Consider the following 13,696-nt stretch of genomic DNA (forward strand, 5'->3'; position numbering starts at 1 on the left):
GCCAGACTCGGCATAGCTGCCGTGGCGGTGGGTCACCTGGTGATGGTGGCGGTGATGGCGATGACTCCGAGCCGGACCGGAGTCATCGCCATCACCGCCACCATCACCAGGTGACCCACCGCCACGGCGGCGATGCCGAGTCTGGCGGCGGGCTGTCCGCGTACCACCGACCAGGCCACACGCATCCCGGCGCCGCGCGGCGCGCGCACCGTGACCGGCGCGGCGGCCGGCGTCGCGCCACCACCTGCCGCCGGCGCCTCGGCCGCCACCGCGGTCGCCGTCGCGTCGGCGGCCGGCGGCAGATCGGTGGCCGGCGCGTCGGCCGCCGCGAGCCGCCGCGCGGTGAGCAGCGGGTCGGGCCGGAGCAACCCGAGGAGTACGACGGCAGCCAGCACGAACGCGGCCGCGCTGAACGCGAACGGGCCGGCCAGCGGGGGCAACCCCCAGCCGGTGGTGACGCGGTCGGCCAGCGCGGCGAAGTTCGGCGCGGCCACCGCACCGATGGTGGTGGCCCAGACGATCAGGGAGAGCTGCCGCCCGCGACGGGCCGGCTCGGCGAGGTCCACCGCCGTGTAGCGGGCCTGGAGGTTCGCGGCGGTGCCCCCGCCGAAGAGCAGCATGCCGAGGAAGAGCAACGGCACCCAGCGGGTGGCCGCTGCCAGCACCACCAGCAGGCCACCGACGGCGCCGACCGCGTACGCCAGCACCAGGCCCGGCCGGCGGCCGTGCCGCGCCATGATCCGGGTGACCGGGACGGCGAGCAGCGCGGCACCGACCACCCCGGCGCTCTGCGCGACACCGGCCACCGCCGTCCCGGCGATCCGGGCCGCGAGCAGCGCGCCCACGGCGATGCCGATGGTCACGCCGATCCCGCCGATGATCTGGGTGGTGAAGAGCAGCCGCAGGGTACGCCGCTGGATCGACGCGACGTCGGGTCGGGCGGCGGTACGCGGCGCGGTCAGGTCGGTCGCCATCGGCGCTCCTGTCGGAAGGGGTGACTCATCCTCGCGCACCCGCACCGACCAGCGGCAGTGGGTTTTGCCGACAGCCGAACGCCCTACCCACGCGGCCCGCGACGCACCGTCGTGCCGGAACGGGGTCGCTCCCGGCGCGGCCCACGCCTATGGTGCCCGGGTGAGCGATGCCGGGGTGTTGGTGGTCGAGCGGTTCAACGCGGCGTGGCACCGCGGCGACATGGCCGCGGTGTCGGCCTGCCTCGCCGAGGACGTGACCTACAGCCCGAGCGCCTGGGACGGTGCGGCGGTGACCCTGCGGGGTCGGGACGCGGTGTGCCGTGCCTTCGCCGACCAGTTCGGCCCTGGGCCGACCCTCGGAGCGGTCCGATCGGCCGGCGACCGGGTCCTGTGCGAGTGGGGCTGGCCGCGGGCGGAGGACGGGACGGTGCTGCGCGGAGTGGATCTCTATCTGGTCGAGGGTGGTCTGATCGCCGCCAAAGACGTGTTCAGCAAGATCACGGCAGGCGACTGAGCCGCCCTACCCACGCGATCCCGGCGCTTGCGGTGGGTTGGGCGCGGCCAGCAGGGACGCCAGCCGACGGATCCGGGTCAGGGTGCGTGCGGCGACAGCCACACTGACGGCGGCGACCACGCCGAAGATCACCGGGAAGCCCTCGTTGTCGGCGGCGAGCAGAGCGAGCAGGACCAGCCCGAGGCAGATGCCCAGAATGGCCAGCAGCGCCGCCCAGGTGGCCCGCCGCTGTTCGGCGAGGTAGCCGGGCAGCTCGGCCCGCGCCACGACGTCCTCGGGCACGGTGGCGGTACGCACCGCCTCGCGCAGCGTGTACCCCTCGGGATCGCGCCGGGCGGCCTGCTCGCCCGCCATCCGCTGGCTCAGGTAGAGCGCCGGGCCGATCGAGACGGCGTTCAGCGCGGCACCCAGCAGGGCCTCGTCAAGTGATTCCTGGCGATCGAAGAGCCAGCGCACCGGCAGCCCGATGAGCACTGTCATCGGCACCCAGTAGACGGCCATGAGCTGCAAGCCGGGCGCCCGCTCGAAGAACCGCTTCCATCTCCCGCGACGCCCGGCGGCCGCAGTGGGCGCACCCGCCCGACGCTCCACGTTGTCGACATCCATCGACCCCCGTTACCCACCCACGCGGTCCGCGACGCACCGTCAATCGTGGACAGTTTCCGGCGGCGCGCGGGGTGGCTGGTCAGCCGGGCAGGGCGCGGGTGACGACGGTGAGGTCGGCGACCAGCCCCTCGTACGCCTTGTCCTGGTCGTCGGCCCGCAAGACGGCGGACGGGTGGATGGTGGCCAGCACCCGAGCCTCCGGCGCGTCGGCCCGCTTTCCGGCGTTGTCCACCGGCACCTGCTCGAAGTCGGCGGGGTGTTGGGCCGACTCCGGCCAGGGCAGCAGCTCGCCCCGCTGTCGGGTGACCCGGAAGGACGGGCCGAGCAGGGCCTTGGCTGCGGTCGCGCCGAGCACCACCACGATCTCCGGACGCAGCCGGGCGAACTCGGCGACCAACCAGGGGCGGCAGGCGGTGATGTGCGCCTGGTCCGGGGTCTGGTGGATCCGCCGCTTGCCGCGCAACTCGAAACGGAAGTGCTTTACGGCATTTGTCAGATAGAGGTGACGCGGGTCCAACCCGGCGTCGTCGACGGCGCGGCGCAGCAGGCGTCCGGCCGGGCCGACGAAGGGCAGCCCCTTCTGGTCCTCCATGTCGCCGGGCTGCTCGCCGACGAGCACCACGCGGGCGCTCTCGTCGCCTCGACCGAAGACCGTCTGCGAGGCGTCCCGGTACAGCTCGCAGCCCCGGCAGCCGCCGGCGGCGTTGCGCAGGTCGTCGATGGTGTCGGCGTCGGGCGGGATGAACCGCTGGGCGCCGGGAGCACTCTCGGCCATGTCGACTGTTATATACCCGTTCGATGCTCGCCGCCGGATACGCCCCGGCGCCCCGGCCGCAACGCGTCAGTACCCGTTGCCGCCCCCATCGCCGCCGGACGCGATCGCGATCAGCACGATGACGATGATGATGATCGCCACCGCCACCGCGATCCAGATCCCCTTACGAGCCCCACCAGAAGCCATGTCCCCCACCTCCGGGCGCCCGCATACCCGTCCCCGCCGTCCCGAATCCCCGCGATCTTGCACTTTCTGCCCCGACCAACGTGCACAGGCCTGACATTTCGTCAACACAAACCGCAAGATCGCGCGGGCGGGGGCGTGGAGGGCCCCCGGGGTGGGGTCAGGTGGGGAAACCCTGGGAGGGGGGTGGGTTTTCGGCCCGGGCCAGGGCTGCCGCCAGCGGGGCCAGGTCGGCGGGGTCCAGGGAACTGACGGTGATGCGCAGGGCCGGCGGGGCGGCGATCCGGTAGAGCGCGCCGGGGGCCACCGCCCAGCCGGCGTCGCGAAGCGCTGTCACAGTGCTGGTCTCGTCCGCGACCGGCAGCCAGACGTTGATGCCGCTGCGACCGTGTGCGGTCAGGCCGTGCTCGGCCAGCGCGGCGAGCAGCCCATCGCGGCGCTGCTCGTAGCTCTGCGCCGCCCGCCGCACCAACTCGGTGACCGCCGGGTCCCGCCACAGGGAGAGCACCAGGCGTTGCAGCACTGTGGAGACCCAGCCGGCGCCGACCCGGGTACGGCCGCTCACCCGGGCCACAGTCGTCTCGTCGCCGACCAGGACCGCCATCCGCAGGTCCGGGCCGAAGGGCTTGCTCACCGAACGGAGGAAGGCCCAACTCGCTGTCGCACCGGCGAGCGGGTGCAGGGGTACGCGGGCCAGTTCGGCCGCGTGGTCGTCCTCGATCAGCAGCAGGTCGCGGCGGCCGGCGAGCAGTGTCCGCAGCGCCTCGGCGCGGGCCGCGGAGACGGCGGCGCCGGTCGGATTCTGCGCCCGGCTGGTGACGATCAGCGCCCGCGCTCCGGCGGCGAGCGCCGCGGCAACCCCGACGACCAGCGGTCCATCGTCGTCCACCGGTACGCCGATCGGGCGCAGGCCCAGCGCGGCGACCAGGTCGAGCAGGTTGGCCCAGCCCGGGTCCTCGACCGCCACCGCGTCGCCGGGGCGCAGGTGGGCGCCGAGCAACCGCTCGATGCCGTCCAGCGCACCCCCGGTGAGCGTCAACTCCCCGGCCGGTACGCCGTCGGCGCGCAGCCGGGCGCGGGCCGCCTCGGCCAGTTCGGGCAGAACTCCGGCATCGGAGTAGCCGACCGGCGGGCCGTTCTCGATGGCGAGCGCCGCCAGGTGCGGGCCCAGCGGAGGCAGCAGACGGGGGTCGGGTTCACCCCGGGACAGGTCTCGGGTGCCGGGCAACGGTGGGGGGCGCAGCGCGGAGCGGCGGGCGGCCACTGGCGGGCGGGGGCGCACCCGGGTGCCGTGCCGGCCGGCGGTGGCGAGCAGGCCACGCTGGCGTAGCTCCTGGTAGGCGCGGGCGACGGTGGCGGGGCTGACCCCCAACTCGGCGGCGAGTGCCCGCACGGGTGGCAGGGCGGCCCCCGCTGACAGGGTGCCCGTACGGATGCCCGACTCGATGCTGGCCGAAATCTCGACGGCTGTCGTACCGGTGAGCTGATAGTGTGCTGACACAAATAAGAGATTGTACTAGAACAAAGGGGCGCGCGCATGTATCCACCCACCGCCCGGACCACACCCCACCGCTCCCGCGACAAGATGAGCTACGACCAGGCCGCCGCCCACGCCGTGCTCGACGAGGCGTACGACTGCGCGCTCAGCTTCGTCGTCGACGGCCAGCCACGGGCGCTGCCCACCCTGCACGTCCGCATCGGCGACACGCTCTACCTGCACGGCTCCACCGGCAGTCGGCCGCTGCTCGCCGCCCGGGGCGACGACGGGTTACCGGTCTGCGTCGTGGTGACAGTGCTCGACGGGCTGGTCTACGCCCGTTCCCAGTTCCACCACAGCGCCAACTACCGCTCGGTCGTCGCGCACGGCACCGCCCGACTGGTCAGCGACGAGCGGGAGAAGCTCGCCATGCTCACCGCGCTGGTCGAGAAGGTCGGCGCGGGACGCAGCACCGCCACCCGTCCGCCCAGCCGTCGGGAGCTGGCCGAGACCGCCGTACTGGCGCTGCCACTGCGCGAGGTGTCCGTCCGGGCCCGCGCCGGCGGGGTCCGCGAGGACGAGGCCGACCTGGACCTCCCGCACTGGGCCGGCGTGCTGCCACTGCGACTCACCGCCGGGGCACCCGAGCCGGACTCCGGGGTCACCGCGCCGCTGCCGGCGTACCTGCGGACGCCCCGCACGCCCTGGCACGAGCCGGTGCCGCTGCACGGTGAACACGTTCGGCTGGAGCCGCTGGAGTTGGCGCACACCGACGAGTTGCACGCCGCCACCGCGGACCCCGTGGTGTGGCGGCACCTCAGCGTCACGCCGCCCACCGCCCCCGCCGACACCGCCGAGGTGATCCGGACCGCCCTGGCCGCCCAGCACCGGGGCGAGCGGGTGGCCTGGGTGCAGCGATGCGCGGCGACCGGGGTGGTGGTGGGCAGCACCTCCTACTACGACATCGATCCGGAGCGGCGTGCGGTGGCCATCGGGCACACCTTCCTCGGCCGGTCCTGGTGGCGTACCGGGATCAACACCGAGGCGAAGCTTCTGCTGCTCGGCCGGGCCTTCGACGACCTGGGCGCGGTACGGGTCGCCTGGCACACCGACATCCGCAACGTTCGCTCCCAGGCGGCCATCGAACGCCTCGGCGCGACCCGGGAGGGGGTGCTGCGGATGCACCGGCAACGCCCGGACGGCTCCTGGCGGGACACCGTGCAGTACGCGATGACCGTCGACGAGTGGCCGAACGCACAGGCCAGGCTGCGAGAAAGACTTCTGCGGACGGCACCGGTGGCGTGATGATGGCGGGCGTGCTGGGGATCACCGACATCTGGACGTACGTGCTGGGCACCGTGGCCATCATCCTGCTGCCCGGGCCGAACTCACTCTTCGTGCTCTCGACCGCGGCCAAGCGGGGCGTCGCGGTCGGCTACCGGGCCGCCGGTGGCGTGTTCGTCGGCGACGGGGTGCTGATGTTCCTCTCCGCCGCCGGTGTGGCGTCGCTACTCAAGGCGTACCCGCCGCTGTTCATGGTGATCAAGTACGCCGGTGCCGCGTACCTCGGTTATGTCGGGGTGACCATGCTGCTCGGCGCCGCGCGCCGCTGGCGCGACCGCAACGACCCGAGCACGCCGCGGCTCATCGACGCCGCGGAGCCGGCGGCGATGCGCAGCCCGTTCCGCAAGGCGCTGGTGATCAGCCTGCTGAACCCGAAGGCGATCCTGTTCTTCATCTCGTTCTTCATCCAGTTCGTCGACCCCGGCTATGCCTGGCCGGCGCTGTCGTTCCTGCTGCTCGGGCTGATCGCGCAGGTGACCAGCGCGCTCTACCTGACCGCGTTGATCTTCGCGGGCACGTTCCTGGCCGCCCAGTTCCGCCAGCGCCGCCGCCTGGCGGCCGGTGGCACCACCGCCGTGGCCGCCCTGTTCCTGGCCTTCAGCCTCAAGCTGGCCACCGCCAGCGCGGGTTAATCCAACCCCAACCCCCACCCGCGCCCTCGCTGCCCGCCGGCCCGCCCGCCCGCCCGCCCGCCCGCCTGCCCGCCCGCCTGCCGCGATCTTGCACTTTCGGTCGTTGAAACGCGCATTCTGAGCCGTTTTGTCGCCGCAGAAACTGCAAGATCGCGGGGTGGGAGGGCGGGGCCCCGGGGGCGCGGGCCCGGGGGGAGAGAGGGCGGGGCCGGGGGCGCGGGCCGGGGGGACGGTCAGGTGCCGTCGCCGCCGGAGCCGCCGCCTCCCACGCCGGCGCCTCCGGCAGTGCCGCCCAGGCCGTAGCCGGATCGGATCGGCTCGTCGGGATGGCGGCTGACGTGGGCCGACCCGGCGATCTGCGCGGACCAGTCGGCGTGCGCGGCCGCGGCGGCGTGCCGGTTGATCGCCTGGCGGATCCAGCCGTCCACTGTGGCGACCCAGTCCCGCCGGTCGGCGTCCTCGTGCCAGATCCGGAACCTGCTGATGCTCTGGTGGGTGATTCCGGCCAGCGCCAGCCGGCGATCCATCCAGAGGATCGCTTCCAGGCCCGCCGAGTTGGTCACGAAGATCACCTCCAGCTCGGTGATCGGGCCGGCGTAGAGCGGCCCCACCCAGTAGCCCCAGCGCTGGTGCAACGGCAGTGTGTGCTCCACCCCCGGCAACCCGCCCTCCAGCAACCCGGACTGGCGGATCATGAAGCCGAGCGTGTCCAGCGCCGCCAGCACGTGCTGCTGGGTGGGGATCGGATGCACGAAGACCGGCACCATGGCCCCCTGGTCGAGGTCGGGGTCGAGCGACACCTCGGTCCGCAGGCCCATCCGCAGGCTCAGCAGCGGCACCCCACCGAAGGTGGTCACCGGGGTCTCCCACGGCAGCGGGAACGCGAAGTCGACCGCCCGCCGCCGACCGGCCGGCACGACGAACCGGCCGGCGATCGGCAGATGGTGGAACTGCACGAGACGTCGGGCCGCGGCCGGATCGTCCGGTTCGACAGTGGTGACGAGGCCGAGTCGGATGTGCCGCACCAGCACGTCCTCCGGCCCGGCCGCGACTGTCACCCGGCCGGGCAGGCGCAGGCCCGGACGGGTACTCGGGTTGGGCAGCGTGGTCTGCACGGAGAGTCCGGTGCCGCCGGACTCCGGGGACACTCCCGTCAGCCGCACCGCGCGCCCCCTCCCGGAACGGGGACAGAACGCCCCGCACCAGCCACGCCTACCCCGTCGAGGTGATCTCAAGCCCGCCGACGTCGAACAGCACCGACGTCGACCCGGCCGCACGTCGTCAGTGCGGCCGGGTCGGCACGTCAGCGCAAACGACGCCCGCGCGGGACCGTGTCGGTCTCGTCGTCGAACTCCCCGATGACCTCCTCCAGGAGGTCCTCCAGGGCCACGAAGCCGATCGGCCGGGCCGGGCCACCGCCGTTGCGGACCAGCGCGAGCTGCGACTGCCGGGCCCGCATCGCCGCCACCGCCTCGGTGACCGAGGACGTCGCGGGCAGTGTGAACGCGGGGGTCATCAGCTCGCCGGCGGTGGCGACCCGGCCGGTGGTGACCACCCGTACCGCCTCCCGGACGTGCACGAGCCCGCACACGTCGCCCGCCTCGTCGAGCACCGCGAGCCGGGATCGGCCGCTGTCCCGGCTGACCTCCTCGATCCGCTCGGCCGGGTCGTCCCGGCGGACGGTGACCATGGTGGCGAACGGCTCCATCACCTGCGCCACCGACGTGCCCTGCAACTCCAGCATGCTGGTCAGCAGTTGGTGCTGCTCGGCACCGAGCAGCCCGTGCTCACGGGACTGCTCCAGCAGGATCCGCAGCTCGTCCGGGCCGTGCACCTGGGCGAGCTGGTCCTGCTGGTTGACGCCGAACAGTCGCAGGATCGCGTTGGCCAGGGCGTTCAGCGCGGAGAGCACCGGCCGAGAAACCCGGGCGAAGGCGCGGAACGGCAACGCGAGCAGTGTCGCCGAGCGCTCCGCGTCGGTGATCGCCCACGACTTCGGTGCCATCTCCCCCACCACCAGGTGCAGGAAGGTCACCACCCCGAGGGCGAAGACCAGGGCGATCAGGTGACTGGCCGCGTCCGGTAGGCCCACCGCGTGCAGCAGGGGGCTGAGCAGGTGCTCGATCGCCGGCTCGGCCAGCGCGCCGAGACCCAGGGTGCACAGCGTGATGCCGAGCTGCGCGCCGGCCAGCATCAGCGACAGTTCGCGGACGCCATCCAGCGCGGCCCGTGCCGCTCGACCGCCGTTCGCCGCCGCCTGCTCCAGGCGGTAGCGCTTGCTGGCCACCAGAGCGAACTCGGCGGCCACGAAGAATCCGTTCAGCGCCAGCAGGATCACCGAACTGAACAGCGCGATCCCGGGGCTCACGCGGTCACCTCGGGTGTGGTCAACTGCAGCCGCACCGAGTCGGCCACGTGCCGGTCCACGGCCAGCACCTCGACCAGAGCCCGGGGCTCCGTCTCGTTGTCCTCACCGTCCGCCCCCTCGGGTTGCAGGCTGATCTCCAGCCGGTCACCGACCTCGGGCACCCGGCCCAGCTCCCGCATCACAAGCCCGGACAGGGTGTCGTATTCGGGGGCCTCGGGCAGGGCGATGCCGGTGCTGTCGGCGACCTCGTCGATCCGCCAGCGGGCCGGCACCACCCAGGACCCGTCGTCCTGCCGGGCCGGCGCCCGCTCTGGTGGGTCGTCCTCGTCGCGGATCGGGCCGACCAGCTCCTCGGCGATGTCCTCCAGCGTGATGACGCCGGCGAAGCCGCCGTACTCGTCGACCACGCACGCCATCTGCCGGTGCCCGGACCGTAGACGGTCGAGCACCGTGGGTAGGGGCAACGTCTCCGGTACGAGCAGCGGCGGCCCGGCCACAGCGCTCACCGGGGTGGTGGCCCGCTCCCCCGGGGGTACGCCGAGCACGTCGGCGATGCCGACGATGCCGAGCAGGTCGTCGACGCCCTCCGCACCGCGTACCGGGAAGCGGGAGTGGCCGGTGTCCAGCAGCTCCACCACCCGGCTCACCGGTTCGTGCGCCCGGACGGTGTGCACGTCGACGCGCGGCACCATGGCCTCGCCGGCGGTCAGCTCGCGGAAGTCCAGACCTCGGTCGAGCAGCGTGGACATCTCGGCGTCGAGGCTGCCCTCCTCGCGGGACTCGGCGATGATCTGTTCCAGGTCCGCCGGGGTGGCGCCGCTGGGCAGCTCCTCGATCGGCTCGATGCCGATGCGGCGCAGCAGCCGGACCGAGGCCCGGTCGAAGAGCCGGATCAGCGGCCCGGCGACGGCGAGGTAGATCAGGGTGGAGCGGCTCAGCGCCCGGGCCAGTTGCTCGGCCCGGGCGATGGCCAGGTTCTTCGGGGCCAGCTCACCGAGGACCATCTGCACGATGGTGGCGATGACCAGGGCCAACGCCACCGACAGCGGCAGGCTGACCGCCTCGCTGACGCCGGCCACCCCGAGCAGGTCGGCGAGGCCACCGCCCAGGTACGGCTCGGCGACGTAGCCGACCAGCAGCGCGGTGACGGTGATGCCGAGTTGGGCACCGGAGAGCACGAAGGAGAGCCGGCTGGTGACGGTCAGGGCCCGGGCGGCGGCCTGATCGCCGTCATCGGCAAGCTGGCGCAGCTTGCCCCGGTCCACGGCGACGTAGCCGAACTCCTGCGCCACGAAGTAACCGGTGGCGGCAGTGAGAAGAATGATCAGAAGGAGACCAACGACGATCAACACGGGTCGCTCAGGGCTCCCGGGGTCGTCGGTACGGGGATATGCCGGGCACGACCCGGCTGGCTACTGCTGCCCTCCTGGGCAGAAGAGTCGATCATGCTGTCATTTTATCCGCGCTGGCTGGGACTCCGCTGGGGGTGGGCCGAAGGAGCGGAACGTCCGGTTCAGCGGGCCCCACCGGTCGTCACGCCGGCCCCGCCGGCCCGCCGCCTCGGCGGTCGTCACGCCGGGCCCGCCGGCCCCGCCGGCCCGCCGCCTGGTCCGCGGTCGGCCAGCTCATCGGCGTCGAGCAGACCCCGGTCGAGCCGCCCCGACCGGTACGCGGCCCGCCCGATCATCTGCGCCGCCACCGGCGCGGTCGCCAACTGGAAGACCGCCACCAGCAGGATCATGCCCAGGTCGGCCGGGGACCGCAGCCGCAACGCGATGCCCAGCAGCAACAGGAGCACCCCGAGCACCTGCGGCTTGGTGGCCGCGTGCATCCGGGACAGCGCGTCCGGAAAACGCAGCACGCCGATCCCGGCGGCCAGGGCTAGCAGCGCGCCGGCCACCAGACAACCGGCGCCGAGCCAGTCCGCGATCGTCGCGATCACTGCTGCTCCCGGACGGCGAAGCGGACCAGCGACACCGAGCCCACGAAGCCGAGCAGGGAGAGCACCACCAGCACGGGCAGCGTGGTGGCGTGCCGGTTGACCGCCGCCTCGGCGCCCACCGCGCCGACCATCGTGGCGAGCAGCATGTCCGCGGCGATCACCCGATCCACCAGCGACGGGCCACGATAGAGGCGGGCCAGCGCGAGAAGCGCGGTCACCGACAGCAGTGCGGTGAGGACGACGGCCAGGAAGGTGGTCACGGGAGGGTTCCCTTCTCGGGTGAGGTGACGTCGAGTCGGCGCAGTTCGCTGGTGGAGCCGACCGCGCGGACGATTCGCCGCTCGACGGCGAGCGTGCGGGCCCGGGCCACGTCCAGGTCCCCCGGGCCGTGAGTGTCCAGGACGTGCAGGTAAAGCGTTCCGGAGTCCCGGTCCACCTCGAGGATCAAGGTGCCCGGCACCAACGAGACCGCCTCGGCGGTGAGCGCCAGGTTCAGGTCGGTGGACACCCGCAACCGGACCGAGATGACCGCCCCGCGCGGCCGGTAGCCGGGCTGCACGGCGATCCGTGCGACGTGCAGGCTCGCGCTGACCAACTCGACGGCGAACCGGCCCGCGAACACCAGCAGCGCCAACGGTCGCAACCGGCCACCGAAGCTGACCTCCGGAAGCGGGAAGAACACCAGCACTGCCGCACCCACCAGCAGGCCACCGACCAGGTTGGCCCAGTTGATGTCGCCCCACAGCAGGTTCCAGACCAGCACCAGCCACCCGAGCGCCACCGCCTGGTCCCGCCAGCGCCCGAGCCGGCCCCGCCCCACAACGGCGGGGCCGGGGGCGTCGGGAGTTGGCTCCGGGGAGCCGGTCACGGCACACCGCCCGGCAGCACGGCACGGACGTACGGGGTACGCAGCCGCAGGTCCTCAGCCGCGTCGGCGGTGACGTCGAAGAGCGGACCGGCCAGCACCGTCAACGCCAGCCCGATGGCGACCAGGGCCACCGTGGCGCCCACCATCAGCCTCGGCAACTGGACGACAGGCTCGCTGGTGGCAAGCCGGGGCGCACGCCAGAAGGCGATGTTCCACACCCGGGACGCCACGTACAGGGTGAGCAGGCTGGTCAGTGTGCCGGCCGCGACCAGCACCCCGGGCAGTGGCCCGCCGGCGGCCACCCCGGCCTGGAGCAGGCCGAGTTTGCCGAGGAAGCCGGAGAACGGTGGCACTCCGGCGAGATTCATGGCCGGGATGAAGAAGAGCACACCCAGCAGCGGCGCCACCCGGGCCAGCCCGCCGATACGACGCAGGTCGGTGCTGCCGGCACGCTCCTCGACCAGCCCGGCGACGAGGAACAGCGTGGTCTGGATGGTGATGTGGTGCACCACGTAGAAGATCGCGCCGGAGAGGCCGGCGACGGTGCTCAACGCCACCCCGAAGATCATGTAGCCGATGTGACTGACCAGTGTGAACGAGAAGAGTCGCTTCAGGTCGGACTGGGCCACCGCACCGAGGATGCCGATCACCATGGTCAACCCGGCGACGACCATGAGCAGGATGTGGGCACGCCCACCGGGAAACAGCAACGTCTCGGTGCGGATGATCGCGTAGACGCCCACCTTGGTGAGCAGACCCGCGAACACGGCAGTGACAGGGGCCGGCGCGGTGGGGTAGCTGTCCGGCAGCCAGGCCGACAGGGGGAAGACCGCCGCCTTGATCGCGAAGGCCAGCAGCAACATCAGCTCCAGGGCCAGTCGGACACCGTCGGGCAGGTCGTCGAGGCGCTGGGCGAGCTGGGCGAGATTGAGCGTGCCGGTGGCCGCGTACACCAGACCCACCGAGGTCAGGAAGATCATCGAGGAGAGGATGCTGACCACCACGTACGTCGACCCGGTCCGGATCCGGGTCTCGGTGCCCCCCAGGGTGATCAGCACGAAGCTGGCGGCCAGCAGGATCTCGAACCCGACGAAGAGGTTGAACAGGTCACCCGCCAGGAACGCGTTGGTGACGCCGGCGGTGAGCACCAGGTACGTCGGGTGGAAGATCGACACCGGCGAGCTCTCGCTCGTCTCACTGCGACCCTGGCCGATCGAGTAGAGCAGCACGCAGAGGGTCACCGCCGAGGAGACCACCAGCATCAGCGCGGCCAGTTGATCGGCCACCAGGACGATGCCGACCGGCGCCGGCCACCCCCCGACCGCCACCACCACCGGCCCGTGCCGGTACGCCTGCACCAACAGCAGCACCGCCACAGTGAGCGTGCCTCCCAGACACAGCACGCTGATCGCGCGCTGGGTTCGGGGCTTCCCGGCCAACAGAAGGGTCAGCGCCGCACCGAGCAGCGGCACCACCACCGGCAGCGGCACCAGGGCGCGCATCACGACTCGTCCCCGCGTCGTAACCGACGACGGGCCGGCTCGGGATCGACCTGTTCCGGGTCACCGTTCGGGCCCTCCCCACCGCGATCGGCCGCACCCACCTCGTTGCGCCCGGCCCGGCGGATGATCTGCCGGTCCTCCAGGTCGTCGGGCACCTCGTCGTCGCCGGAGAGATACCAGCTGCGGTACGCCACAGCGAGCAGGAACGCGGTGAACCCGAAGGTGATCACGATGGAGGTCAACACCATCGCCTGTGGCAGCGGGTCACTCATCTGCTCCACCGGGCCCGTGCCGACGATCGGCGCCCCGCCGGACCGCCCGCCCAACAGGATCAACAGGTTCACCCCGTTGCCGAGCATGACCACCCCGAGCAGGATCCGGGTCAGGCTGCGCTCCAACAGCAGGATGACCCCGCAGCCGACCAGCACCGCGACGGCCAGCACCAGCACCAACGTCGGCCCCGCACCGCTCCGCGTCACGGTTCCACCTCTGTTCGCGACTGCGGGGCTCG

14 protein-coding genes and 1 pseudogene are annotated in these 13,696 nt (G+C 72.6%); 3 read left to right on the plus strand and 12 right to left on the minus strand.

Annotation, left to right across the window (positions count from 1 at the left end; genetic code table 11):
* Window positions 1–65: 65 nt before the first annotated feature.
* A pseudogene (locus NIE111_RS25025) lies at window positions 66–974 on the minus strand (MFS transporter); the annotation flags it as partial.
* Between the two features lie 160 nt (window positions 975–1,134).
* Here NIE111_RS25025 and NIE111_RS25030 point away from each other — a divergent pair.
* Entirely contained in the window at window positions 1,135–1,488 is a 354-nt protein-coding gene (locus tag NIE111_RS25030; protein ID WP_238686785.1) for a nuclear transport factor 2 family protein, read from the plus strand.
* A gap of 6 nt (window positions 1,489–1,494) precedes the next feature.
* Here NIE111_RS25030 and NIE111_RS25035 read toward each other — a convergent pair whose 3' ends face one another.
* The 3 genes from NIE111_RS25035 to NIE111_RS25045 form a co-directional block, all read right to left on the minus strand.
* A complete protein-coding gene (locus NIE111_RS25035) occupies window positions 1,495–2,094 on the minus strand; it encodes a hypothetical protein (RefSeq protein ID WP_238686786.1) in 600 nt (199 codons plus the stop codon).
* 79 nt (window positions 2,095–2,173) lie between these two features.
* Complete coding sequence (locus tag NIE111_RS25040) at window positions 2,174–2,869, minus strand: UdgX family uracil-DNA binding protein (protein ID WP_238686787.1); 696 nt, start codon at window positions 2,867–2,869, stop codon at window positions 2,174–2,176.
* Between the two features lie 343 nt (window positions 2,870–3,212).
* Window positions 3,213–4,553, minus strand: coding sequence for an aminotransferase class I/II-fold pyridoxal phosphate-dependent enzyme (locus tag NIE111_RS25045; protein WP_238686788.1), 1,341 nt, complete (start codon window positions 4,551–4,553; stop codon window positions 3,213–3,215).
* A gap of 36 nt (window positions 4,554–4,589) precedes the next feature.
* On the opposite strand from NIE111_RS25045, the gene NIE111_RS25050 reads away from it, so the two are divergent.
* The gene (locus NIE111_RS25050; protein ID WP_238686789.1) at window positions 4,590–5,834 is read left to right on the plus strand and encodes a bifunctional pyridoxamine 5'-phosphate oxidase family protein/GNAT family N-acetyltransferase; all 1,245 of its coding nucleotides are present in this window, start codon (window positions 4,590–4,592) and stop codon (window positions 5,832–5,834) included.
* On the plus strand, window positions 5,834–6,505 hold the full coding sequence (leuE, locus tag NIE111_RS25055) for a leucine efflux protein LeuE (protein WP_238659665.1): 672 nt from the start codon (window positions 5,834–5,836) through the stop codon (window positions 6,503–6,505). Before NIE111_RS25050 ends, leuE begins: the two co-directional genes overlap by 1 nt.
* A gap of 233 nt (window positions 6,506–6,738) precedes the next feature.
* On the opposite strand, the gene NIE111_RS25060 is transcribed toward leuE, so the two are convergent.
* The 8 genes from NIE111_RS25060 to NIE111_RS25095 form a co-directional block, all read right to left on the minus strand.
* A complete protein-coding gene (locus NIE111_RS25060) occupies window positions 6,739–7,668 on the minus strand; it encodes a sporulation protein (protein ID WP_238686790.1) in 930 nt (309 codons plus the stop codon).
* 140 nt (window positions 7,669–7,808) lie between these two features.
* On the minus strand, window positions 7,809–8,873 hold the full coding sequence (locus tag NIE111_RS25065) for a hemolysin family protein (protein WP_210787401.1): 1,065 nt from the start codon (window positions 8,871–8,873) through the stop codon (window positions 7,809–7,811).
* A complete protein-coding gene (locus NIE111_RS25070; RefSeq protein ID WP_238686791.1) occupies window positions 8,870–10,225 on the minus strand; it encodes a hemolysin family protein in 1,356 nt (451 codons plus the stop codon). The genes NIE111_RS25065 and NIE111_RS25070 overlap by 4 nt, the downstream gene beginning before the upstream one ends.
* Window positions 10,226–10,443: 218 nt before the next feature.
* The gene (gene mnhG / locus NIE111_RS25075) at window positions 10,444–10,815 is read right to left on the minus strand and encodes a monovalent cation/H(+) antiporter subunit G (protein ID WP_442932657.1); all 372 of its coding nucleotides are present in this window, start codon (window positions 10,813–10,815) and stop codon (window positions 10,444–10,446) included.
* Window positions 10,812–11,075, minus strand: coding sequence for an MrpF/PhaF family protein (locus tag NIE111_RS25080; RefSeq protein ID WP_030489433.1), 264 nt, complete (start codon window positions 11,073–11,075; stop codon window positions 10,812–10,814). Before NIE111_RS25080 ends, mnhG begins: the two co-directional genes overlap by 4 nt.
* A complete protein-coding gene (locus tag NIE111_RS25085) occupies window positions 11,072–11,683 on the minus strand; it encodes a Na+/H+ antiporter subunit E (protein ID WP_238686792.1) in 612 nt (203 codons plus the stop codon). The genes NIE111_RS25080 and NIE111_RS25085 overlap by 4 nt, the downstream gene beginning before the upstream one ends.
* Complete coding sequence (locus NIE111_RS25090; protein WP_238686793.1) at window positions 11,680–13,185, minus strand: Na+/H+ antiporter subunit D; 1,506 nt, start codon at window positions 13,183–13,185, stop codon at window positions 11,680–11,682. The genes NIE111_RS25085 and NIE111_RS25090 overlap by 4 nt, the downstream gene beginning before the upstream one ends.
* On the minus strand, window positions 13,185–13,664 hold the full coding sequence (locus tag NIE111_RS25095) for a Na(+)/H(+) antiporter subunit C (protein ID WP_238686794.1): 480 nt from the start codon (window positions 13,662–13,664) through the stop codon (window positions 13,185–13,187). Before NIE111_RS25095 ends, NIE111_RS25090 begins: the two co-directional genes overlap by 1 nt.
* Window positions 13,665–13,696 lie beyond the last annotated feature (32 nt).

Origin of the sequence: Micromonospora hortensis, assembly GCF_022230935.1 — a bacterium.
Taxonomy (GTDB): domain Bacteria; phylum Actinomycetota; class Actinomycetes; order Mycobacteriales; family Micromonosporaceae; genus Micromonospora; species Micromonospora hortensis.